We start from the raw sequence: 23859 nt of genomic DNA, 5'->3' as shown, positions 1-23859 counted from the left end.
CGTTCTGCACGGGGGCTCGGAAATATCCGTTGCGGGGCGGTCTCTGCGGGCGTAGCTTCGCTGGTACACAGGGAAGGAGGTGGTCTGGTAGTGAGTTTTCATCGGACATGTGAGGTGACCACCCGCTAGCTGCTGACCGCGTGGCATTCGTGTCGCCGAGGCGGCGGAACCGACCCCAGTGAGAACTGCGGTCACCGCCGGCAGCGAGCGAATACCAGGTGGTCACCCGGCCCCCGCATCCCGACCCGGTCCGGTCGGCTTCGGTGCTCTGCGAGCACGGTGCGGGGGTCGTTCCATGTCGGCACCCGGCACGACGCCCCAGCTCCCACCACAGCCGATCCGATGAAGCGTGCGGTCCGAGACGGGTGTCCGATTTGCGGCACCGAGTTCGCCTCCGCAGGTGCGCCGCGCTGCGAATGTTCGAGTCTCCAGAGGCGATAAAGCCCAGACCGCAGAAGGAGACCGGCAGTGGTGACTGCACGTCCTGGGACCCCTCAGGCGCCGTGGCGGCCCTCGATCTGGCTTCGGACGCTGCTCTCCTGCGCGCCCGCCACGTGGCCGACGGGACGCGATCGATCAGGGCTGCGATCACGGTCGGCGGTCCGCACTTGATCGGTGCGCTCTGCGACCAGACGCTGATCGGCATGTGGATCAGCATGGGCACCCTGTTGCTCGCCGCCGGTGAGCGGTCGGTCGCCTATCCGGTCCGCTTCCGGCAGATCGCGGTCACGACGCCGCTCGCTGCGGCCGCCTACTTCCTCGGCGCACTCTCGCAAGCGCCGCACGCGCTGACGGTCGTGGTGATGGCCGTCATCGCGTTCGCCTGCGGAGTCGGGAGCGGGTACTCGAGCACCTTCTCCGTCGGGTCGATGCAGGCAATGCTCATCGCGGCGATCGCGATCGGCGTGCCCGCGGCTGCGCCGTACTGGAAGGCGGCCCTGTTCGTCGTCGGCGCGGCGATCTGCGCACTGGTCCTGGCGATCGAGGTGGTGGTCGACCCGCGTCGTCCCCAGCGTGCCGCCGAGGCCGACATGATCCGTGCGCTCGGCGCGTTGTCCCGGTGCCGCGCGGACGGCACGGCCGATCTCGCCGCGGCACGTGCCCGCGCCATCACGGCGATCGACGCCTTCGACGCCATGGGGATCGCGTCGCGAGGTACCTCCCACGGACCCACGCCCGAATATGTCCGCGCGTCGACGGTTGTCCGCGCGGCCGATCAGTTGCTCGCGCGCCTGCTCGCCGATGATGCCGAACCCGAGTTGTGCGGGCGTGCGGCCGATCGCCTGGAGGAGGGCGCGGCCGCGGTGATGCGTCGTCGACCGCTGACGCCCATCGACGCCACCGGAGACACCCTGATCCGGGTGCGCATGCTCGAAGACGCGTTGTGGCGCGCCGGTCCGGCACACGACGAGCTCCCCGTCGCCGAGCGCGCGCGTCTCGCCCTGCCCGGTGTCGCCCTGGTCTCCTCCGCGGCACGCCTCGCGCTGTGCACGGGGTTGGCCTACGCCGCCTTCTATCTGCTCCCGGTCGCGCACAGCTACTGGATCGCGCTCACCGTCGCGCTCGTGATGAAACCCGATCTGGGCTCGATCTTCTCCCGCGCCGTCCTGCGCAGCCTGGGAACCGTTGCGGGCGCGGCGATCGCGGTCGTCGTGGGTGCCCTGCTGACGACCTCCGCGGGCGAGGCCCTCGCGATCGCGGTGCTCGCCGCCTGCCTGCCCTGGGCGATGGCTCGGTCCTATCTCTGGCAGGCGGTCTTCCTGACGCCGCTCATCATGCTCCTCATCGACGCGGTCGTCCCGCACGAGTCGGTCCTCGACATCAGCGAAGCGCGCCTGATCACCACGGTCATCGGCGGACTCATCGTCGTCGTCTTCGGCTACCTGATCTGGCCGTCGCAACGGCATCCACGTGTCGACGCGGCGTTCGCGGCGGCGATCGAGGCCTTGGCCGCCTACCTCAGGGGCGTTGCCGACGGGGCGGCGGCGGAGCGGGTGACGGCCGAGCGTCGGCGGGCGTACCGGCGTCTGTTCGACACCCGGGTGCATCTGCAGCGCACGTTGTCGGAGCCGCCGCCGGCCGGTGCCGAGGCCTGGTCCTGGATTCCGCTCGTCACCGCCGCCGAGCGGATCGCCGACCGGATCACCGGCATCTCGGCGTTGCGGCGGCCGGTGCCCAGGGCGGATCTGGTCGCGGCCGCAGACGCACTCGATGACCTGGTCGGGGAAACCGAGACGGCCGTACGAAGCGGCGGTGAGCTCGTCGGACCCGGACGTGCGTGAGCTCGCGGACGAGATCGTCCACCTGCGCACGTCGGTGCGCCGTGGCGAGGGAAGCGGAAGTCGGGGTCGGATCTAGCCGACGTGACGGCGGAGCTTGGCCGACAGTCGCGGGGTGAGGTCGCCGTCGCTGTCGACGCGTTCCTCGACATAGGCGAGGTCGCCGTCGGGCACGATTCCGTACAGGCGCTTGGCGCCGCCGGTCTGGACCCCGGTCTGCGTCTTGATGACGACGTCGGTGGTCAGCTCCCACGACGTCTGGTTCAGCGGTGCGCCGTAGAAGAGTTCGACCGCCCCGGCTGCGTTGGCCAAGAGAAGTTCGATGGTGTCGTCCTCGCCGATCCGCCAGTATCCGGTCTCGCGAAGATCCGGACGCACGAAGTTCGCGTCATCGTCGATGACCCACGACTGCGATTCCCAGCTGAGGAAGTTCTGCCCGTTGTGGGCGACGACGATCTGCTGGGCGAAGTGGTAGTCCGTACCGGTCGTGGGGTCGTGTCCCTCGCCCTCGCCGCGCCACACGCCCACGAGGGGGAGAAGCGCGAGCAGGCCGGGATGCAGATCGGCACCCAGACGCAGGTTGGCGGTGTCCGGCGGGATCGGCAGGTCGTCCCAAGTGGGGATGTTGCGCTCCCGGCTGCCGGACGCTTGCGCCCGGGCCTCGGCCTGACTGATCGCCTCGTCGCCGGAACGACGAGGCGCGGCGACGGTGTCGCCGGCAGGATCGGCTCCGTTGCTCGTCGCGCCGGTGTCCGACGGGGTGGGGGCCGTCTCGTCGCCGGGCTCACCGGCGCCGGTCGGCGTCGTCACGACTCGTCGGTGATGAGGCGGTAGAGGGTGTAGAGGCCGAACCAGGTGATCAGCACCGCGGCCACGATCAGCAGGATTTCGAAGAAGAGAACCACGAGCAGATTCTAACCCGCGCCGGCCGACCCCGTTCATCCGGACCCTGGCGACGGAGGTGCGAAAACGGGCCGGAAAACGACGAAACCCGGCCACCGAAACGGTGACCGGGTTGCGTCATGGGTCGCGAGGCGTCACGACCGGATCATCGTCACTTGGAGACGACGATGTCCTTCTCGTGGATGCCGGGGCCCTCGGGGCTGATCTTCACGTCGCCGTTGCCGACCGACGAGAGGGCGCGAAGCGTCCAGGTGCCGGGGGCGGCGAAGAAGCGGAAGTCGCCGGTGGGCGAGGCCACGACCTCGGCGGTGAACTCACCGGTCGAGTCGAGCAGGCGCACGAACGCGCCGGCAACCGGGTTGCCCGAGCCGTCGGTGACCTGCCCGGTGAGGACGGTCTCCTTCTCCACGTCGACGCCGGCGGGCAGCTTCTGTCCCTGCTTGGGTGCAGCACACATAGTTCTTACTTTCTTTCTCAGAGTTCGATCGGGGCGCCGACCAGCGAGCCGTACTCGACCCAGCTGCCGTCGTAGTTCTTGACGCCCTTCTTGCCGAGCAGCTCGGTCAGCACGAACCAGGTGTGGCTCGAGCGCTCGCCGATACGGCAGTACGCGATGGTCTCGCGGCTGTCGTCGAAGCCCTTCTCCTTGTACAGGGCCTCGAGTTCCTCGTCGGACTTGAAGGTGCCGTCCTCGTTCGCGGTGGTCGACCACGGGATGTTGATCGCACCCGGGATGTGGCCGCGCTGCTGGGCCTGCTCCTGCGGGAGGTGGGCCGGGGCGAGGATCTTGCCGGAGAACTCGTCAGGGCTGCGCACGTCGACGAGGTTCTTCTTGCCGATGGAGTCGATGACCTCGTCGCGGAAGGCGCGGATGCTGAGGTCGGGCTCGGAGGCCTTGTAGTCGGTCGCCGGGCGGGTGACGGTCTCGCTCGAGAGCGGACGTCCGTCGAGCTCCCACTTCTTGCGGCCGCCGTCGATCAGCTTGACGTCCTTGTGGCCGTACAGCTTGAAGTACCAGTAGGCGTAGGCGGCGAACCAGTTGTTGTTGCCGCCGTAGAGGATCACGGTGTCGTCATTGGCGACGCCGCGCTCGGAGAGCAGCTTCGAGAAGCGCTCGGCATCGACGAAGTCGCGACGGACGCCGTCCTGCAGGTCCTTCTTCCAGTCGAGCTTGATGGCGCCGGGGATGTGGCCGACGTCGTACGCCGAGGTGTCCTCGTCGACCTCGATGAAGACGGTCTTGTCGGCGTTGAGGTTCTGCTCAGCCCAATCGGCGCTGACCAGGACATCGGAACGTGCCATGTCTGGTTCCTTTCGGATGGTTATCTCTGTGATCGATCGATCAAGGTGGTGCGGAACAACCCGCGGTGAACAACACGCGAGCACGAAGGCAATCGGCCCACGGCTCAGATCTGGTGATGGCGAGCGGAAGGCGCGCAGAGACGAGGACTCAGGCCTCGGGAGAAACGCACCCCGTCGTCATCGGCGGTGCGCATGGATGTGCTGCGGGGCAGCGCATGTCATGCCACACCGTCAGCGGTGCGTGCGACAGCAACAACAGGCGACTCGACAGAAGTCGATCGCCCGGCGACGGGTGAGCATCAACTCACGGCGCTGTTGCATGCCCACGAGGGTACAACAGTGTTCCCCGGACGCCGAATGCCCAGGTGGTTTAGGCGGTGACCTGCGCAAAAGCCGACGGGGTCAGAATTCGTGGGGCCGCACGACGGCCGGGCCCGACGCCCCGACGAGCTGGATGTCGCCGCCGAAGCTCTCCGCGCGCTCCGGCTCGACGCCCCAGGCCATCGGCAACCGGGGCAGCGTCATGCTGAACCGCTCGAGGACGGCCGCGCGCATCCCGGCCGGGACGTCGGCGGCGACATGCCGCTCGGGTCCGGTGTAGAAGTCGGTGGCGCGGATGCGCAGCGCGCCGTCGGTCACCGACAGGTCCACGGCGACGCTCACCTTCACCTTCGGGCCGTCGTAGTCCGACGCAGACGGCGGATTCCGCGGGTCGAGCCCGTCCGACGGCGGTAGCGCGACGGTGCCGGTGAGCACGACCCCCTCCGACCGCGACACGACGCCGTCCTGGGGGCCGCCGCCACCTGCCTTTCCATCCGGGGCGGGGGTGCTCAGGGTGAGGTCGGTGATCCGCATGAAGCGGGCGAGGGTGACCGCGTCGAGGCGTGTGTAGGCCGTGATCGACGAAGTGTGCAGAACATCACTGCCGGAGAATCGCCCCCATTCCGGGCCGTCGAAGGAGCCCAGCGTGGCCCCGAGCTCGGCCCGGCAGACACCCCGTTGCGGCTCGCAGCCGGGGAGCTCGACGCCCTTCGCGGCGATCGTCACCCCGGAATAGCGGCCGTCGCCGGCCTGGGTGAGGAACGGGAAGCCGGCGAGCGTGACCTCGGGATCGTAAGGAACGCGGGGGGATTCGGCGATGGCGACGGAGAGCCGGTGCTCGCTGCGGATCGCCGTGGCGACGTCGGCGAGAAGGGCCGCCACGGCCGCGACCACGACCACCACGACCGCGACGACGAGGGATTTCCGGACGACCGGCCTGCTCACCAGGTCCTCCCTCTCCCTCGGGACCACCCGGTGCCCCGGTCTGCCTTGTTAACGGTGAAGTAAGTCGATGGCGTTATTCTGTCACCTATCCCGCACACGCTGGTAAGGCAGAGTAAACAATTCTTGTCCGTGTGTGTGGAGGCGTTCACAGCGTGGTGAGCGGATTGGTTGGTCTGGGACGGGGACGAAAACGAGATCGGAGTGCTAGGTGGATCTCTTGTTGTTGACGGCCGATCCCAATCCGGATTCGGTCCTGCCGTCGTTGTCGCTGCTGGCTCACAACGTGCGTGTCGCCCCCACCGAGGTCTCCTCGCTGATGGAGGCGGGCAACGCGGATGTGGCGCTGGTCGACGCGCGGGCTGATCTCGCCGCAGCACGAGGGCTGTGCCGCCTGCTGGGGAGCACCGGGTCCTCCGTGCCGGTCGCCGCGGTGCTGACCGAGGGCGGACTGGTCGCGGTGAACGCGGATTGGGGGATCGACGAGTTCTTGTTGCCGGGCACGGGTCCGGCGGAGCTCGACGCACGACTGCGCCTGCTGGTCGTGCGAACCCGGGGGGTGACGGCCGAGGAGACGAGCGGCAAGGTCACGCTGGGAGAACTGGTCATCGACGAGGGGACGTACACCGCAAGACTGCGGGGTCGGCCCCTCGATCTGACTTACAAGGAATTCGAGCTCCTGAAGTACCTGGCGCAGAACGCGGGTCGCGTGTTCACCCGTGCGCAGCTGCTGCAGGAGGTGTGGGGGTACGACTTCTTCGGCGGCACGAGGACCGTGGACGTCCACGTGCGTCGCCTGCGCGCCAAGCTAGGCAGCGAGCACGAGTCGCTGATCGGGACCGTCCGCAACGTCGGCTACAAGGCGGTGCGCCCCGCCACCAAGGGGCGTGCGCCGGTGCCGGAGGGTGCCGACGAGTCCGCGGGTACCGACGCCTCCGCGGTCGAGGCCGACGCGGATTTCGCCGATGGCCTCGACGGTCCGGATTCGTTCGACGAGGAGTTGCATGCCGGTGCCGGGAACTGAGCGGCCACGGGTGCATCGCGGTGCGCTGCCGGCCGACGTCGCCGAGTCCGCGCACGCGATGGTGCATGCCGCCACGGCGGTCGACGGTGTCGCCCCGCTGTCCGACGAAGCGGTGAAAGCCATTGACGCCGGCGAGGATTCGCCGGTGGTGCACGTCTGGACCGACGCCTCCTACGCGAACATCGTGCCCGGGCGCGACGGTGAGCCGGCGATGATCGAGGCCGTCGTGCACCCCGACCATCGGCGGCGTGGACTCGGCCGGGCGCTGCTCGACACCGCCTTCGGCGCCGCACAGGCGTTGGGGCCGAACGGGGTTCGCGTCTGGGCCCATGGCGATCTGCCCGCTGCCGTCGCGCTGGCGACGTCGATGGGACTGGAGAAGCGGCGCGAGCTCCTTCAATTGCGGCGGCCGGTGGGGGAGGGGCATGAACTCCCCGAACTCGTCGTCGACCCGTCGATCGTCCTGCGCACCTATGCCGGGCCGGAGGACCACGCCGAGATCCTGCGCGTGAACAACGCCGCCTTCGACTGGCATCCGGAGCAGGGCGGGTGGTCGATGGACCAGATCGCCGAGCGGGTGGGGTCGGACTGGTTCGATCCCGAGGGGCTCTTCCTCGCCTTCGACGCCTCAGATCCCCAGACGCTCCTGGGATTTCACTGGACCAAGCTGCACGACGCCGACCTCGGCGAGGTGTACATCGTGGGTGTCGACCCGCAGGCCCAGGGCCGCGGGCTCGGGCGACTGCTGACCCTGGCCGGGCTGCATCATCTCGCCCGGCGCGGCGTCCGGGAGATCAACCTCTACGTCGAGGGTGACAACACCGCCGCCCTGCGCACCTACGAACGTCTCGGGTTCTCGCGGTACGCGGTCGACGTCGCCTACGGCTGAGAGCCTTCGCCACCACGCCGACCGCAGGGGTTCACCCTCCGTTCACCTTCCGTCGGGGTTCCGTGCACCGAGCGGGCCTAGCTTTTCCACGGGACGTCCGAGGTCGTTGCGCACCTCGGGGCGCGAATACCTACTACGGAAAGGCAACACCTGCGGTGAAGATCAAGGGGAACGGCGCACTGGCGGCGTCGGCGATCGCGGTTCTGGGCCTGGTGACAGCGTGCAGCGGGGGTGGCACCCCGACGGTCAGCGGCGAGGGGTCCACCGCCCAGCAGAAGGCGATGGAGCACTTCAGCCAGATCCTCTCCGACGAAGACGAGATCGTCCTGGACTACACCGGTAGCGGGTCGGGCGACGGCATCAAGAAGTTCATCGCCGGCGACGTCGACTTCGCCGGCTCGGATTCGGCCCTCAAGCCCGACGAGGTCGCCGAGGCCAAGGCGCGCTGCAACGGCAACGACCCGTGGCACCTGCCGCTCGTGGTCGGGCCGGTCGCGATCGCCTATCACCTCGACGGCGTGGACAAGCTGCAGCTCACGCCCGGCGTCATCGCGAAGATCTTCGACGGGAAGATCACCGCCTGGAACGATCCCGCGATCGCCGCCCTCAACCCGGGCGTCGCACTGCCCGGTGACGACGTCGTGCCCGTCTACCGCTCGGACAGCTCGGGCACGACCGACAACTTCCAGCGTTTCCTGCAGACCTCGGCGCCGGCGGACTGGCCGTACGAGCACAGCAAGGAGTTCGCGCCGCAGAATGTCGGTTCCGGCGCGTCCAAGTCGACCGGGGTGGCCGACACGGTCAAGAAGACCCCGGGCTCGATCAGCTACGTCGAGTGGGGCTTCGCGACCGAGAACGATCTCGGCATCGCCGACATCGACTTCGGCGCCGGACCGGTCGCGCTCGATACTCAGAGCGCGGGCAAGGCCCTGGACGCGCTGACCTTCGCCGATCCCGGCAGCAAGGACCTCATCGTCGACACCGACGCCCTGTTCGCGTCGAAGACCCCGGGAGCCTATCCGCTGCTGCTGACCCCGTACTCCATCGTGTGTTCGGCGGGCTACGACGACGCCGAGACCTCGACCACGCTGAAGGACGCGTTCACCGCGATCCTCGACCAGGGACAGGCCGGTCTCGAGGAGCTCGGATACGTGCCTGTTCCCGAGGGCTTCAAGGCCCGACTGCAGGCCAGCGTCGACGCGCTCGCCGGCGACGGCAATGCCTGAGGCGGTCCGGACGGCCCGTGAGACCGGGGAGCAGACCCGATGACAAGAGCAGAGGTACGAGAAACACACATGACGTCGCCGACCACCGAGGATGACGCGGTCCCGCCGGCGACCGGCGCGCCCGGAGAATCCCCCGACGGCACGGGTTCTGCCGGTCTGCAGGTCGGGGCCCGTCATCGGATCGCCGACCGGGTGTTCCGCACCCTGTCGGTGGGTTCGGGCCTGGTGGTCTCCGTCGTCATCGGTCTCATCGCGGTGTTCCTCCTCGCGCAGGCGGTCCCGTCGCTGCTGGACAACGAGGAGAACTTCTTCACCTACAGCGGCGACTGGGTCACCACCGGCGACCGGCTCGCCTTCGGCATCCCGCAGCTGTTCTACGCGACCGTGGTCGTCTCGGTCATCGCGCTCATGCTCGCCATGCCCGTCTCCCTGGGCATTTCGATCTTCCTCACAGAGTACGCGCCGAAGCGCCTGGTCGGCCCTATCTCTTACACGGTCGACCTGCTCGCCGCGGTCCCGTCGATCGTCTACGGCCTCTGGGGCATCCTCGTGCTGGGCCCGGCGATGGTGCCCGTGAACGAGTGGCTCGTCGGGCATCTCGGGTTCCTGCCCTTCTTCCAGGAGCCGACGCAGGTCGCGAACATGTCCACCGGCGGCACCCTGCTCACCGCCGGGATCGTGCTGGCGGTCATGATCCTGCCGATCATCACCGCCGTCACCCGCGAGGTGTTCATGCAGACCCCGAAGGGTCATCGCGAGGCGGCACTGGCACTGGGCGCGACCAAGTTCGAGGTCGTCAAGCTCGCGGTGTTGCCGTTCGGGTTCTCCGGATACATCTCCGGCTGCATGCTCGGCCTCGGTCGCGCCCTGGGCGAGACGATGGCGCTGCTGCTCATCATCTCCACGGCCGGACCCATGGACTTCGACCTCATGGAGAGCGGCGAGACGTTCGCGACCAAGATCGCCAACAACGCCGCGGAGTTCGACTCGCCCGCCAAGACCGGTGCCTACATCTCGGCCGGCCTCACCCTGTTCGTCCTGACCTTCGTCGTCAACGCCGCCGCCCGCGCGGTGGTCGCCGGAAAGAAGTGACCATGACCGTCGCCACCTCCCCGCACGCGGCCGACCCGGTCAAGAAGCCGTCGGGCTTCGCGCCGATGGCGAGGCGACGCCGCGTCGCCGACCACGTCGTTCGGATCGCGGTCGTGCTCGCTCTCCTCGTCGCGCTCGTGCCCCTGGTGTGGCTGGTCTCGACACTGGTGATCCGCGGCATCGAACCGCTTCTCGACATCGACTGGTGGACGCTGCCCGAACGCAGCGGCGGTGCCGCCAATGCCATCGTCGGCACCCTCATCCAAACGGCGCTCGCCGCCGCGATCTCCATCCCGCTGGGCATCTTCGTCGCCATCTACCTCGTCGAGTACGCCACCGCGAAGTCGTGGCTCGCCAAGATCACCACCTTCATGGTGGACATCCTGTCGGGCGTGCCCTCGATCGTCGCGGCGCTGTTCGTCTACGCGGTGTGGCGTACCACCCTCGGCCTGCCGCGGTCCGGTTTCGTCGTCGCGATCGCGCTCGTGCTGCTGATGGTCCCGCTGGTGGTCCGGGCGACCGAGGAGATGCTCAAGATCGTCCCTCAGGATCTGCGCGAGGCCTCGTATGCGCTCGGCATCCCGAAGTGGAAGACGATCGTGCGAATCGTCCTGCCGACCGCACTCTCGGGGATCGTCACCGGCGTGATGCTCGCCATCGCTCGTGTCATGGGCGAGTCCGCCCCGGTGCTGATCCTGGTCGGCTCCACCCGCGCGATGAACTGGAATCCGTTCGACGGCAACCAGGAATCGCTGCCGCTGATGATGGTGCAGCAGTACAACAACGGCCCGGGCGCCCTCGACCGGGTTTGGGGCGCGGCGCTGTGCCTGGTCATCCTGGTGGCCCTCGTCTACTTCGGCGCCAAGCTCGTCGCGCGTCTGTTCGCGCCCAAGTCCTCCTGAGTCCGATACCGGACCTCCATTCCCTGCGAGAAACGGAAACTCACGTCATGGCAAAGCGCCTCGACATCAAGGACCTGAACGTCTATTACGGCGACTTCCACGCAGTGAAGGACGTGACCCTCGAGGTCCCGCCCCGCTGCATCACCGCGTTCATCGGGCCGTCGGGCTGTGGAAAGTCGACGGTGCTGCGGACCCTCAACCGCATGCACGAGGTGACGCCCGGCGCCTACGCGACCGGCAGCGTTCTGCTCGACGGCGAGGACATCTACGGACGCAACGTCGATCCGGTGAGCGTCCGCGCGACCATCGGGATGGTGTTCCAGCGCCCCAACCCGTTCCCGACGATGTCGATCCGCGACAACGTCGTCGCCGGCCTCCGCCTGCAGGGCGTCCGGAACAAGGCCGTGCTCGACGAGGTGGCCGAGCGCAGCCTGCGCGGCGCGAACCTGTGGGAGGAGGTCAAGGACCGTCTCGACAAGCCGGGCGGCGGCCTGTCCGGCGGTCAGCAACAGCGTCTGTGCATCGCCCGGGCCATCGCCGTCGAACCGGATGTGTTGCTGATGGACGAACCGTGTTCGGCACTCGACCCCATCTCGACGCTCGCGATCGAGGATCTGATGGGGGAGCTGAAGAAGGACTACACGATCGTCATCGTGACCCACAACATGCAGCAGGCCGCGCGCGTGAGCGACCAGACCGCGTTCTTCAACCTCGAGGGGGTGGGTCAGCCGGGTCAGCTGGTCGAGATCAGCGACACCGAGACCATGTTCTCCAATCCGTCGAAGAAGGAGACCGAGGACTACATCTCGGGACGATTCGGCTGAGGGCCGACGTCACATGTTGAGCAGCAGGATCACCAGGAGCGCTGCCAGCGACGCGATCACACCCAGGTAGGTGATGATCTGGCGCCGGTGGGCGGCGGCCGCCAGCTTCTCGTCGGTGGCGGCGTTGAAATCGGGTTCGATCGGATGATGCTGGCCCATGGGGGCCACACTAACCACGACTCGAGAATGTGTGAAATCGGGTGTGGTCTGATTTCCTGCCGATTGTTCGACAGAGTGAATATGGACGCCGAGTTGGTTCGCTGAATTGAATTGCGGGGCGTCGGGGTGTGTGCTCGCGCTCGACCGCCCGGCATGGGCGAGCAACATCACGTCGTGACCCGCGACCTGGCGACGTGGTCTAGCTGTACTGACCCGACAGGTTGGGTACGCGGTCGGCGGGTGAGTTGCCTCGGAGTGCGGTGTGGCCGCGTTCGTGATTGTAGATGCGAAGGAACTCGGGGAAGGCCGCGACGCGTTCGGTTTCACTGAGGTAGGGACGGGCGTAGGCCCATTCCTCCTGCAGGGTCCGGTTGAATCGTTCGACCTTGCCGTTGGTTTGCGGCCGGTACGGTCTGGTCCGCTTGTGCTTGATCTTGTTGTCGTGCAACAAGTCCCGAAATATGCGGGACCGGTAACACGACCCGTTGTCGGTCATCACTCGCGCGGTGGTGACACCGATCGAGGCGAAGTGCGCCAACGCCCGAGTCATGAACGCGGTCGCGGTTTCCTTCTTCTCATCAGCGAGGATCTCGGAGTAGGCGTAGCGGGAGTGGTCGTCGACGGCGTGATGCAGATACGCGTACCCCAGGTTGGGGCGGCCAGCAACTTTGCGGGTTCGTCCAGGCTCGCGGTGGGCACTGGAGTTGCGGGTGCCCTGGGCGCGGCCGTGTACGCGATGTCCACCGCCGTCGGGGATTCTGCCGAGCTTTTTGATGTCGACGTGGATCAAGTCTCCGGGCGCTTGGTGTTCGTACCGGCGAATCTCGCGTCTGCGGGCACGTACCGGCGCCCCGGTTGCCGGGTCGATCCACGACAGTCGTAGGCAGCCGTAGCGGGTGAGGATGCGGTGCACCGTGGAGACGTTCAACCCCAGGTGGTATCCGATCCGGGCTGGCCCCCAGCGGCGGGAGACGCGTAACCCGACGACCCGGCGTTCCCGGCGCCGGCTGGTGCGATGCGGACACGATCGGGGCCGGCTGGACCGATCACCCATTCCGGCCGGCCCGTGGTCGCGGTAGCGATCCGCCCATCGCTTGGCCGTGGTGACTGACACGTTGAACCGGTCAGCTGCGCGGCGCAGTGGCCACCGGTCGTCCACAGCACACCGAGCCAGACGCAACCGGCCAGTCGGGGACAGCGGTGAATTACGGTGGGACATGAAGACCTCCGGGTTGAGGAGCGGTTCTTAGACAGCTCCACACCTCACTCGGAGGTCTTCCCTATGTCACGTCGACTCGCCGAACTCTGTACCTAACGTTCCGGGTCAGTACATCTAGCCGATGCCGCGGCACTGCTCGGGGGTCTTGCCCGTCGCCGTGAAGACCACGCGCCGCCCGATGAGGACGGCGTGGTCGGCGAAACGCTCGTAGTAGCGGCCGAGCAGGGTCACGTCGACCGCGGCCGCGACCCCGTGCTGCCACTCGCGGTCCATCAGGACGGTGAACAGGTGGCGATGCAGGTCGTCCATCGCATCATCGTCCTCCTGCAGCCGCAGCGCCGCCTGCGGGTCGCGGGTGACCAACACCTCGTGGGCGCTCTTGGCGAGTGCGACGGCCAGTCGACCCATCTCGGCGAAGTAGCCGTTGACCTCTTCGGGAAGTGCCTTCGCCGGGTGCCGGCGTCGTGCGACCTTCGCGACGTGCAGCGCCAGCGCACCCATGCGGTCGGCGTCGGCGACGATCTGGAAACCGCTGACCACCCCGCGCAGATCGCCCGCGACCGGCGCCTGCAGGGCGAGCAGGGCGAAGGACTGTTCCTCGGCGCGCGCCGACAGCTGCGTCATACGCTCGCTGTCGCTGATCACCTCCTCGGCGATGGTGAGATCGGCCTGGAGCAGCGCCTGCGTGGCACGCGCCATCGCGACCCCTGCGAGCTCGCACATCTCGCCTAGGACGGCGGTCAGCGCTTCGAGTTGCTCTTGGTAGGCGGTACGCATGACGCTCAGGATACGTGACCTCGATGAACGCGGGATGAACGTCCGGTGCCCGCGGATCGACATCACGCGGCCGGAGTCGAGCCGGCGCCTGCCGCTAGGTGCAGGTCGTGTCGCCGGCGTTGGTGACCGCGAGGTCGTTGGGCAGGTCGCCGGTGTTCTCCGCCGGTGCGAGCTGTTCGACGTTGATCGTCGCGCCGGTGTCGGGAACCGCGCCCAGATCGCCGCCGAAGTCCGAGCCGAGGATCACCTCGACACCAGACTTCACCGTCCGGTCGAACTGGATCTCGGCGCCCGGGAACATCTTGGCCAGGGTCGCGGCCGCAGCTTGCTGGCCGACGCCGTAGCGGACGACGGTGTCGTCGCGGTTCTCCGACGCATCGGCGACGCCGCGCACGTCGAAGCCGTAGGGCGTCAGACGGTCGGAGACCTCGGAGGCGAGGCCGGCGGTCGAGGTGCCGTTGAGCACCCGGACGCCCACGTTCGCAGGGTTCTGCGCGGTCGCGGTGATCTGGCCGACGGTGTCGGTCGAGCTCTTGCGCGACGGGCCGGCCGGGGCCTTCGACGTGGTGGCCTTCGACGTGGTGGCCTTCGACGTGGTGGCCTTCGACGACGGTGCCTTGGACGACGGGGTCTTCTCGGCCTTCTTCTCACCCGGCAGCGGCAGGTCGTCGATGATCGCGTTGAAGATGGCGTCGATGTCGTCGGTGCGCGGGATCTCGTTGTTCTGCCCGTCCTCCGAGGTGCCGGAGGTCGGGATGGTCAGGAAGGTGACCCGCCCGGCGTCCATGCCCTGCATCGACTCGGCGAGATCGATCAGCGACTGCGTGTCCACGCCGTCGACGTAGCTGTACTCGATGAAGGTGTTGACGATGCTGTTGAGCTTGTTCGGGTTCTTGAGCACGTCGCCCGACAGCGTCGACCGCAGCAGCGACGACATGAACAACTGCTGGCGCTTGATGCGGCCGTAGTCGCCGTTGCCCTCGGTGGCGATGTTGCGGGCGCGGACGTAGTTGAGCGCGCGGCGTCCGGTCAGCTTCTGCTTGCCGGGCTTGCGCAGGATGTGCCCGATCTCGTAGTCGTACAGCGGAACGGTCGAGCAGACCTCCACGCCGCCGATGGCGCGGACCACCTTCTCGAACCCGTAGAAGTCCATCCCGATGAAGTGGTTGATGTTCAGGCCGCTCATCTGCGTGATCACGCGGACCAGGCACTGCGGCCCGCCGTAGAAGTAGACGCTGTTGAGCTTGACGTTGTCCTCGGCCGGCATCTCCTCGCCGTACTTGCCGGTCTCGTTGTCCCACGAGTTGCACTCGGGACGATCCACCTGCAGGTCGCGCGGGAACGAGACCGCCACGACGCGCTCGCGGTTGGCCGGCACGTTCACCAGGATGACGGTGTCCGACCGGGCGCCCTCGGCGTCGGCGGTGGTGCCCGCGCCGACCTTCGAGTTCTGGCCGCCGCGTGTGTCGGTGCCGACGATCAGATAGGTCTCGTCGCCGGTCTGCGCATCCTTGTTGCGGATGTTCTTGTCCTCGGGGTCGACGGCGGTGACGTTGCGCCAGTTGCCGTTCCACGACTGCAGGTAGCCCCAGACGAAACCGGTGCCGATCAGCGCGGTGACGCAGGCGAGCGCCACCAGGACCCGGCCGGTGGCGGTGGTCTTGCGGAGGAGCGAACGCTTGCGGTCCTCGCGCGGGGGGTCGAGGCGCCGCGGCCCCGACCGCAGGTTCAGCGGGCCCGTCAGGTCCGGGGTGGGCTCGAGCGGTTCGCGCGGGACCTTCGGGGCGGGCGGCGGCGTGGGGGTGGTTCCGGACGGGACCGGTTCGGCCGGGATCGGCGCGTCCTGCGCGCGGGACTCCTCGATGGCGCGCTGCGCGGTCGCGCGGTCGGACAGATCGGGCGGGGTCTCACCGGACGAGGAGATCGTCGGGATCTTCTGGGTGACCTCGTTGTCGAAGCGGTGGACCTCGGTGGGCCGGTCGTCGGCGGCGGGCCGGCGGGGGTCGCGACGCGGGGTCGGACGGTCGCCGGGGCCGGACGCCGACGGGGTGAAGCGCCTCGAGCGCCCGCGCGTGACCGGAGGGGGCGGGACATCGGGACGGCGTGGGCGCTCGGTTGCGCGCGGGGCGCCTGCGTCGCCGGCCTGGGCGGCTCCCTCGGCCTCCATCTGCTCCATCAGCTCGCGGACGGTCAGACGGGTGCGGCCGCGGACGAAGCGGTCGGTGGACCGGGGCTCGCGCAGGCTCGCATGGGCACTCGCGCCGGGCGCCTGGGTGCCGGTGCCCTGGGCGTTCGGGTCGATCCGGGGACGGCGGTCGTTGCCATCACTCGGTCGAGCGGCACGACGGCCTCGCCGAGACCCGTTGGTCCCGTCGGCCGCGTCCGGTTCGTCCGGTCCCGATGTCCAACGACTCAATGCACGTTCCTCATGCCCCGAGGCTCGATGGCGCGTCACCGCACGTCGGGGCTGTGCGTGGCGGCGGGCGCAGGACTGCGTGGACCCGGTGGCCGGGACCTCCGCGCCATACTACTGACCACACCTGAGAAGAGGCCTCAGCCAGATGCGCGTTGTGACGGTTTTCGCAGATCGTTTCAGCCGCCGGAGTGCATGACCTCGGCGCCGGCGGGAACGACGTCCTCGTACGGGTCGTCGAGCCAGCCCTCGGGCAGCGCGACCTTGGCCGGGGAACCCTGGCGGCCGCGCGGGCCGTGCCCGTCCCGGGGGAACGGGGCGTCGGCGGGGAGTTCGGCGAGCAGTTCGCGCAGTTCGTCGACGCTCTTGACCAGCGCCAGCCGGCGGCGGACCTCCGAGCCGGCGGGGAACCCGCGCAGGTACCACGCGACGTGCTTGCGGATCTCGCGGCAGCCCTTGTCCTCGCCGTGGTGCTCGACGAGGAGCTCGCAGTGCCGGACCATGATCTCGGCGACCTCGCCGAGGTTCGGGGGCTCGGGGGCGGAGAGCCCGTTCAGCTCGGCGGCCAGCTCGGCGAACAGCCACGGCCGGCCGAGGCAGCCGCGGCCGACGACGACGCCGTCGCATCCGGTCTGCCTCATCATCGCCACCGCGTCGGCGGGTTCGAAGATGTCGCCGTTGCCGAGCACCGGCACCGAGGTCACGTGTTCCTTCAGCCTGGCGATCTCGTCCCAGTCGGCCTGCCCCGAGTACCGCTGCGAGGCGGTGCGCGCATGCAGCGCGACGGCGGCGGCGCCCTCCTCGGCGGCGATCCGGCCCGCGTCGAGATGGGTGCGGTGTTCGTCGTCGATGCCGATGCGGAACTTGACCGTCACCGGGATGTCGGTGCCCTCGATCGCCCGCACCGCGGCGGCGACGATCTTGCGGAAGAGGGTCCGCTTGTAGGGGATGGCCGAGCCGCCGCCCTTGCGGGTGACCTTCGGGACCGGGCAGCCGAAGTTCATGTCGATGTGATCGGCGAGGTTCTCCTCGACGATCATCTTGGCCGCCTCGTAGGTCCACTTGGGATCGACCGTGTACAGCTGCATCGACCGCGGGTTCTCGTCCGGGCCGAAGGTGGTCATGTGCATCGTCACCGGATGGCGCTCCACCAGGGCCCGCGCGGTCACCATCTCGCAGACGTACAGGCCCGACACGGTGCCGGTGCGCGCGAGTTCGAGTTCACGGCACAGGGTGCGGAACGCGACGTTGGTGACGCCGGCCATCGGCGCGAGCACCACGGGACTGGCCAGTTCGATCGACCCGATGCGCAGCTTCTCTGTGGTGATGGCGCCGGTGCCCGGGGTTTCGGTGGGATGCAGCGAACCGGCGCCCTCGGAGTCCGAAGGCGCCGGTCGGCTGGAGACGGTCGTGCTCAGGATGCCTGCTGCTCCCGCTTCTTGGCCTCGCGGGCGAGCGAACGGTCGCGCATCTCCTCGAAGCGGATCGTGTCCTTCTCGAGCTGCTCGAGGAAGGCGGCGAGCTCCTCGCGGGTCTTCTCGCCCTCGGAGGTGAAGTCGTCGCGCTCGAAGACCTTCCACTTGCGCAGGACCGGCATGACGACCTCTTCGAGGTGCTGGCGCAGGTCGTAGATGCCGTGCTTGGCCATGAGGACGCCGTGGCGGCGGAAGTTCGGCATGCCGGCGCCGGGCATCTGGAAGTTGGTGACGATGTCGGTGACCGCGCGCAGCGTCTGGTCGGGCGCGATGTCGAATCCCGCACCGCAGATGTTGCGGTAGAAGATCATGTGCAGGTTCTCGTCGGCGGCGATGCGCTGCAGCATCTTGTCGGCGACCGGATCGTTGCAGGCCTTGCCCGTGTTGCGGTGGCTGACGCGGGTGGCGAGCTCCTGGAAGGTCACGTACGCGACCGAGTGCAGCAGACCGAGGTCGTCGGCGTGCTCTTCGAGTTCGTCGACGCGTCCGGCGGCGGCGAGCATCGGGTCGTAGCCGTTGGTCATGTGGATCATCCGCGCCTCTTCGAGGGCGACCGGATCGACGCCGCGGGTGACGACGAGGTAGTCGCGCATGACGATGCCGTGGCGGTTCTCCTCGGCCGTCCAGCGACCCACCCAGTGGCCCCAGGCGGAGTCCATCGAGAAGTTGTCGGCGATGACGCGGTGGTACGAGGGCAGGTTGTCCTCGGTCAGCAGGTTCGTGATCATCGCGGCCTTGGCCACGTCGGAGAGCTCCGACTGCTCGGGGTCGTAGTCGACGCCGCCGAGGGCGGCGAAGTTGCGGCCCTCGTCCCACGGGACGTAGTCGTGCGGGTTCCAGTCCTTCGCGATCTTGAGGTGACGGTTGACGTTCTCCTCCGCGACGGGCTCGAGCTCCCTGAGAAGCTCGAGTTGCGTCAGCAGCCGTGCCATAGATGTCCTCCGAACGGTGTCCGCGTATGTCGTATGTGTCTCGTCAATGTGTCTCCACGGTCGCGGCGTCGCCGACGTGCGGAGAAGGGCCCCGACGTCGTCGGGACGAGCGGTCCCGACTCGGCGAACCGTGGGGCGCCGGACCTTGTCAGGCCGAATCTGACGCCACTGGTCAAAGCTCTAGCCTACGGCACCGAAGGTTCTGTCCCAAGTCCGTCGGCATGGCTGTCGCGTCCGCGCAGTCCCGATGTTACTGCCACTCTCAGTGGCCTGCGTCACGTCCTGCGGGCGGTCCGGCCAGGGAGGTCCTGGCGGGCGCGGCGTCGGGGGACCGGGGCGCTTGCAGGTCAGCGGCGACGGGCGAACATCGCGCCGGTGGTCTCCATCCACGCGGCGGCGGCCTCGTCGAGCCGACCGTGTTCGCGGGCCTTCTCGCACCACCGCATCGCCGCCCGCCCGAACTCCAGCGGGTTGTAGACGTCCTCCTCGCGGCTCCACAGCCCGTCCCCGGCATAGGTGAGGATCGTGATGTTGGTGGCGGTGATCACGCTGCCGTCCCCGGGGTCGCGCATGGGGTTGTCGACCTCGCAGATCACGCGGCCGGTCGGGGCGTCGACCACGTGCCACAACGACGGGAAACCCGTCATGTGGCTGCCGGGGAACGCGGTCATCGTCTTCCACGCCCAGGCGCGGATCTCCTCGCGACCCTTGAGGGTTCCCAGCGCATGCTCGACGAAGTCGGCATCGACCGTGAACAGGTCGGCGTAGCGGTCCCAGTCGCCGGTCTCGGCGACCTCGGCCACCGTGCGCTGGAACCGGGCGAACGCCTCGTCGAGCTCGGCGGCGGTGAACGTCTGCTGATTCTCGGTGGATTCCATCGGGGCCGATCCTATGGACCGGACCGGTGTCCTCGTCCGGTTTTCGGCGGACTCGGTAGCATTTGCGGCCTACGCAACTGCCGCACCGGCAAATAACACCCGGGGATATCGGTGAGGACGTCATGTACCAGGTAGGAGACCTGATCGCGGGCTACCGGGTTCTCGACGTGCTCGGGCGCGGGGGCATGGGGGACGTGTACAAGGCGGCCCATCCGCGGCTGCCGCGCGCCGACGCGCTCAAGGTCCTGCGGTCGGCCCATGCGACCGACCCGGTGTTCCGGGCCCGTTTCGAACGTGAGGCCGACGTCGTCGCGCCATTGAACCACCCCAATGTCGTCGCGGTGTACGACCGTGGTGTGTTCGACGACCAGCTGTGGATCGCGATGGAGTACGTCCCCGGCACCGACGCCGCCCGAATGCTGGCCGCCGACGCCCCGCTCGAGCCGCATCTGGCCTGCCTGATCGTCTCGGGCGCGGCCGCCGGTCTCGACGCCGCGCACCGCCGCGGCATCATGCATCGCGACATCAAACCGGCGAACATCCTCGTCACCCCGGGCGCCGCCGATGCCGCGGCGCCGAGCGGGTTCTTCGTCCCCGACGCGGTGAAGGTCACCGACTTCGGCATCGCGCAGGTGATCGACGAGGTGACCAACCTGACCGGCGACGGCATCACGATCGGCACGATGCACTACGCGTCGCCCGAGCAGATCGAGGGACGCCGGGTGGACGCCCGCAGCGACATCTACTCGTTGGGTGCGACGGCCTTCGAACTGCTCACCGGCGCACCGCCGTTCGAGGCAACCTCGTTGCACGGGCTGATGACCGCGCACCTCCGCGAGGACCCGCCGGCGGCCACGAGCCGCAACGGGGCCCTGCCGCCGGGGGTCGACGCGGTGCTCGCCAGGGCGCTGGCCAAGGACCCCGACGACCGGTACCCGAGCGCCGGGGAGTTCGCCCGCGCGCTCGAGGACGCCTTCGACAACCGGCAGACGCTCGCCGGGTTCGTGCCGGACCAGGATGGGTTCGGGGCCCGGGACACCGCGACTCCCTCCGATCCGGCGGCCTGGCCGTCGCCCGCACCCGGAGCCGTGGGCACCTCCCCCGAGACCCTGCACGGATGGACACCGGTCGACGCCGCGGAGACCACGGCGCCGGTGCGACGGCGCGCGGGGAAGATGATGGCCGCCGGGGTCGCCGCGGTGGTGCTCGCCGCGGTCATCGGGGCCGGCGCGGGGGTCCTGCGCACCTCGACGGAGGGGCTGGAGACGCCGAACCGGCCGGACGCCGAGGTCACCACCTCCGCGGTCGAGCTGTCGTGGGGGCGTGTCGACGAGGCCACCAATTACGTCGTCACCCAGAACGACCAGGTGATCTACTCCGGCCCGGACACGAGGTTCTCCGCGCCCCGGCCCATCCCGGGCACGTACACGTATCAGGTGGCGGCGCAGGCCCCGGACGGACGCACCTCCGACTTCTCCGGGAACTCCGGGGCCGTCGACGTCTTCATGACCTGGGGCGAGCTGCAGCCGATCGCCGACGCCTACCACGACCTCATCCCCGCGACGCCGTTGTCCACCAACGGGTTCGACGGCATGCGGTGCTGGGGCGAGGACGGCGACCTGGCCCTCGGTTCCTCCAAGCGCACCATCTGGTGCACCCGGTATGCAGACGAGGAGGACCGGGAGACGGCCTACCAGGTCGTCGTCGACGTGTACGACACCCCGGAAGAGGCCCGGGCCACCGCCGAGCTGACGGCCCGCAACCCCCGGGGCGCCGCGCACACCACGGCTCAGGGGCATACCGGCACCCTGTACCTGTCCGAGACCGGTGGCCAGGGGAGGGCGATCCTCGCGCAGGACACCGGTGACCGCGCGCGGTCGGTCGTCTGGGTCGCGGTACCCGGCCGGCCGGCGGCCGCGGCCGCCGATCTCATGAAGAGGCTGCCGATCTGATGGCGACCAGGGTCCCGGGCATCTCCGCCCCGCGGCGCCGTGTCGTCCCGGTATGGGCGGTCGCGCTGGTCGTGGTGGCAGCCCTGCTGGTGGGTGTCGGTGCCTTCCTCTCGGTGCGCGCCCTCACCGGTGTGGACGTGCCGGATGCTCCACGCGGCCTGCGGCTCGACGAGCGGTCGGGACGGCTCGTGGCGTCGTGGGAACCGGTGTCCGGGGCGTCGGGTTACCAGCTCGTGCGCGACGACGGCCTGGTCGTCTACCGCGGCGACGAGACCGAGGCCGTGGACGTCGCCGTCCCCGCCGGCGAGCACACCTATCGGGTGGTGGCCCTGCGCGGCGACGCGAGTTCGCCGCCGAGCGAACCGAAGTCGGTCCGGACCGGCAACGGTTGGGGCGTGTACGCGCCCTTGGTGGCGCAGTTCCCCGAACTGCTTCCACAGGCCCCCGACGCCGTGGCCGCGTGGAACGACGCCCGCTGCGTGCGCCGGTACTCCGGCGGCCGCGACGAGGTCGGGCCGTCGGAGACGGGCAACGGTCGGGTGCGCACCGTGTTCGTCGTCCGATGCACGGCCGGTACGGTCGACCGCCCGTTCGGCGTCTTCTGGTTCGCCTCCAAGGATGCCCTCAACGCCGAGTACTCGCGGTCCTCGGCGACCTCGCGCCCCGTCCGGTGGCGACACGGCACCGGTCTCATCGACGAGAACGGTCGCGGGGTATTCAAGATCACCGACGACCCGGCGCGGGAGCTGGCGATGATCGTCGTGCTCCGGACGCCGGCCCAGGACGTCCTCCGAACGGTCGATTCGATGCCGATCTGAGCCGTTTCCGCAGATCCGGGGACGACCCGGACGTGTGACTGGGACGATCGCACCGCCGGACCCACCCGCGTGCGGCATGATGGCCGTGGGGATTCCGCGGTTCCGGCCGGGGGAAGAGAGGTTGGTGCAATGCAGCGGTTGAGTGGTCTCGATGCGTCGTTTCTCTACCTGGAGACGCGAAGCCAACTGATGCACGTGATCGGCCTCGTCGAGATCGATCCGAGCACGATGCCGGGCGGCTACGAGTTCACCAAGCTGCGAGACGAGATGGAGCGTCGCGTCGCCGCGATCCCGGCCTTCCGCCGCAAGCTCGCCGACTCGGTGCTCAACATCGACCATCCGGTGTGGGTTGAGGACGAGGACTTCGACATCCAGCGTCACGTGCACCGCGTCGCGGTGCCCGCACCCGGCGGCGAGCGCGAGGTCGCCGAGTTGTGCGGCCACCTCGCCGGCCAGACGCTCGACCGCGGCAAGCCGCTGTGGGAGCTGTGGATCATCGAGGGCCTGTCCACCGGCCGCATCTGCGCGATGCTGCGCATGCACCACGCCGGCACCGACGGCGTCACCAGCGCGGAGATGCTGGCCCAGATGTGCACGCTCACACCGGATCCGCCGGAACTGGACCCGAAGAAGATCCGCGAGTCGGCCGGCCCGCCGTCGCGGGCGACGATCGCCGCCACCGGCGCGCTCAACTACTTCGTCGCGCGCCCGATCGCGATGGCGAAGCTGCTCCCGCGCACCCTCAGCGTGCCGGTGGGCTGGTTGCGTCGCGCCCAGCAGCAGTCGGCGATGCCGGCGCCGTTCATGGCACCGCGGACCCGCTTCAACGGGCCGATCACCCCGCACCGCAGCATCGCCCTGGCGCAGTTGTCGCTCGACGACGTGAAGCGGGTGAAGAACCACTTCGGCGTGAAGATCAACGACGTCGTCCTCTCCCTGGTCGGCGGCGCGTTGCGCACCTACCTGATCGAGCACGACGAACTTCCCGACCGCCCGATCGTCGGGATGGTGCCGGTGTCGGTGCACGGCGCCGACGAGTCCGACCTCGTCGTCGAGGGGACCAACAAGGTGACCGGCATGTTCACGCTGCTGTCCACCGACGTCGACGACCCGGTGATCCGCCTGGAGAAGCAGGCCGAGTTCAGCCGGACGTCGAAGGAACACCACGCCGAGATCGACGCGAACATCCTGCGGTCCTGGGCGCAATTCGCGCCGGGCACGACGCTGTCGACGGTGATGAAGTTCTACGGCGACCGCAAGCTGGCGTCGGCGCACCCGCCGATCTTCAACGTGCTCGTCTCCAACGTCGCGGGACCGAACTTCCCGCTGTATTTCCTGGGTTCTCGGGTGACCGCGGTCTACCCGCTGGGACCGATCTTCCAGGGCCTCGGACTGAACATCACCGTGTTCTCCGCCGACGGGCACCTCAACGTCGGCATCCTGGCGTGCACCGACCAGACACCCGACCCGTGGAAGATCGCCAACGCCTTCGACGACCAGCTCAAGCAGCTGCTCGCCGCCTGCGACTGACC

General features: G+C 68.7%; 21 protein-coding genes. 10 read left to right on the top strand and 11 right to left on the bottom strand.

From position 1 onward, the window contains the following. Positions 1-503: 503 nt before the first annotated feature. Positions 504-2282: an FUSC family protein gene (locus E1P53_RS08630; protein ID WP_165484409.1), complete on the top strand. Its 1779-nt coding sequence runs from the start codon at positions 504-506 to the stop codon at positions 2280-2282. A gap of 72 nt (positions 2283-2354) precedes the next feature. Here the strand turns inward: E1P53_RS08630 and E1P53_RS08625 are convergent, their stop codons facing one another. The 4 genes from E1P53_RS08625 to E1P53_RS08610 all read right to left on the bottom strand — a co-directional run bounded on the left by E1P53_RS08625 (position 2355) and on the right by E1P53_RS08610 (position 5750). Next, positions 2355-3089 (bottom strand): heme-binding beta-barrel domain-containing protein, encoded by a 735-nt coding sequence (locus E1P53_RS08625; protein WP_131734036.1) that lies wholly within the window; start codon positions 3087-3089, stop codon positions 2355-2357. 244 nt (positions 3090-3333) lie between these two features. Beyond that, the gene (locus tag E1P53_RS08620) at positions 3334-3639 is read right to left on the bottom strand and encodes a DUF1416 domain-containing protein (protein WP_006901712.1); all 306 of its coding nucleotides are present in this window, start codon (positions 3637-3639) and stop codon (positions 3334-3336) included. A 17-nt stretch (positions 3640-3656) separates the two neighbouring features. After that, on the bottom strand, positions 3657-4484 hold the full coding sequence (locus E1P53_RS08615; RefSeq protein WP_131734035.1) for a sulfurtransferase: 828 nt from the start codon (positions 4482-4484) through the stop codon (positions 3657-3659). Positions 4485-4886: 402 nt separating this feature from the next. Next, positions 4887-5750, bottom strand: a complete 864-nt coding sequence (locus tag E1P53_RS08610) for an LmeA family phospholipid-binding protein (protein ID WP_131734034.1) — start codon at positions 5748-5750, stop codon at positions 4887-4889. Between the two features lie 208 nt (positions 5751-5958). On the opposite strand from E1P53_RS08610, the gene E1P53_RS08605 reads away from it, so the two are divergent. The 6 genes from E1P53_RS08605 (at position 5959) to pstB (ending at position 11704) form a co-directional block, all read left to right on the top strand. Then, positions 5959-6771: a winged helix-turn-helix domain-containing protein gene (locus tag E1P53_RS08605; protein WP_131734033.1), complete on the top strand. Its 813-nt coding sequence runs from the start codon at positions 5959-5961 to the stop codon at positions 6769-6771. After that, entirely contained in the window at positions 6752-7660 is a 909-nt protein-coding gene (gene mshD / locus E1P53_RS08600; RefSeq protein ID WP_006901716.1) for a mycothiol synthase, read from the top strand. The genes E1P53_RS08605 and mshD overlap by 20 nt, the downstream gene beginning before the upstream one ends. Positions 7661-7815: 155 nt before the next feature. Further along, positions 7816-8886: a phosphate ABC transporter substrate-binding protein PstS gene (gene pstS, locus E1P53_RS08595; RefSeq protein ID WP_131734032.1), complete on the top strand. Its 1071-nt coding sequence runs from the start codon at positions 7816-7818 to the stop codon at positions 8884-8886. 69 nt (positions 8887-8955) lie between these two features. Beyond that, positions 8956-9978 (top strand): phosphate ABC transporter permease subunit PstC, encoded by a 1023-nt coding sequence (gene pstC / locus E1P53_RS08590; RefSeq protein ID WP_131734031.1) that lies wholly within the window; start codon positions 8956-8958, stop codon positions 9976-9978. 2 nt (positions 9979-9980) lie between these two features. Continuing rightward, positions 9981-10880 carry a phosphate ABC transporter permease PstA gene (gene pstA / locus E1P53_RS08585; protein WP_006901719.1) on the top strand — a complete coding sequence of 300 codons (900 nt, stop codon included), beginning with the start codon at positions 9981-9983 and terminating at the stop codon, positions 10878-10880. Positions 10881-10927: 47 nt separating this feature from the next. Further along, positions 10928-11704 carry a phosphate ABC transporter ATP-binding protein PstB gene (pstB, locus tag E1P53_RS08580; protein ID WP_006901720.1) on the top strand — a complete coding sequence of 259 codons (777 nt, stop codon included), beginning with the start codon at positions 10928-10930 and terminating at the stop codon, positions 11702-11704. A gap of 9 nt (positions 11705-11713) precedes the next feature. On the opposite strand, the gene E1P53_RS20425 is transcribed toward pstB, so the two are convergent. From E1P53_RS20425 to E1P53_RS08550, 7 genes are all read right to left on the bottom strand, one after another. Beyond that, positions 11714-11863, bottom strand: coding sequence for a hypothetical protein (locus E1P53_RS20425; protein WP_165484408.1), 150 nt, complete (start codon positions 11861-11863; stop codon positions 11714-11716). Between the two features lie 199 nt (positions 11864-12062). Further along, positions 12063-13082, bottom strand: coding sequence for an IS481 family transposase (locus E1P53_RS08575; protein WP_131734030.1), 1020 nt, complete (start codon positions 13080-13082; stop codon positions 12063-12065). Positions 13083-13196: 114 nt separating this feature from the next. Next, positions 13197-13859: a phosphate signaling complex protein PhoU gene (phoU, locus tag E1P53_RS08570; protein WP_006899238.1), complete on the bottom strand. Its 663-nt coding sequence runs from the start codon at positions 13857-13859 to the stop codon at positions 13197-13199. Positions 13860-13953: 94 nt separating this feature from the next. Next, positions 13954-16275, bottom strand: a complete 2322-nt coding sequence (locus tag E1P53_RS08565) for an LCP family protein (protein ID WP_131734029.1) — start codon at positions 16273-16275, stop codon at positions 13954-13956. A 176-nt stretch (positions 16276-16451) separates the two neighbouring features. Then, on the bottom strand, positions 16452-17633 hold the full coding sequence (gene dusB / locus E1P53_RS08560) for a tRNA dihydrouridine synthase DusB (RefSeq protein ID WP_181954838.1): 1182 nt from the start codon (positions 17631-17633) through the stop codon (positions 16452-16454). Positions 17634-17686: 53 nt separating this feature from the next. Then, positions 17687-18679 (bottom strand): acyl-ACP desaturase, encoded by a 993-nt coding sequence (locus tag E1P53_RS08555; protein WP_109238684.1) that lies wholly within the window; start codon positions 18677-18679, stop codon positions 17687-17689. A 347-nt stretch (positions 18680-19026) separates the two neighbouring features. Then, entirely contained in the window at positions 19027-19557 is a 531-nt protein-coding gene (locus tag E1P53_RS08550) for a nuclear transport factor 2 family protein (protein ID WP_006899242.1), read from the bottom strand. Between the two features lie 122 nt (positions 19558-19679). Here E1P53_RS08550 and E1P53_RS08545 point away from each other — a divergent pair, with 122 nt between their 5' ends. The 3 genes from E1P53_RS08545 to E1P53_RS08535 all read left to right on the top strand — a co-directional run bounded on the left by E1P53_RS08545 (position 19680) and on the right by E1P53_RS08535 (position 23857). Further along, positions 19680-21509, top strand: a complete 1830-nt coding sequence (locus E1P53_RS08545) for a serine/threonine-protein kinase (RefSeq protein WP_131734028.1) — start codon at positions 19680-19682, stop codon at positions 21507-21509. Next, the gene (locus tag E1P53_RS08540) at positions 21509-22327 is read left to right on the top strand and encodes a fibronectin type III domain-containing protein (RefSeq protein ID WP_131734027.1); all 819 of its coding nucleotides are present in this window, start codon (positions 21509-21511) and stop codon (positions 22325-22327) included. Before E1P53_RS08545 ends, E1P53_RS08540 begins: the two co-directional genes overlap by 1 nt. A 129-nt stretch (positions 22328-22456) precedes the next feature. Then, on the top strand, positions 22457-23857 hold the full coding sequence (locus tag E1P53_RS08535; protein WP_006899245.1) for a WS/DGAT/MGAT family O-acyltransferase: 1401 nt from the start codon (positions 22457-22459) through the stop codon (positions 23855-23857). Positions 23858-23859 lie beyond the last annotated feature (2 nt).

This window comes from Gordonia paraffinivorans, from assembly GCF_900683595.1.
Lineage (GTDB): Bacteria > Actinomycetota > Actinomycetes > Mycobacteriales > Mycobacteriaceae > Gordonia > Gordonia paraffinivorans.
Note: the sequence above shows the minus strand (reverse complement) of the source record. Positions and strands in the feature narration are given on the sequence as shown.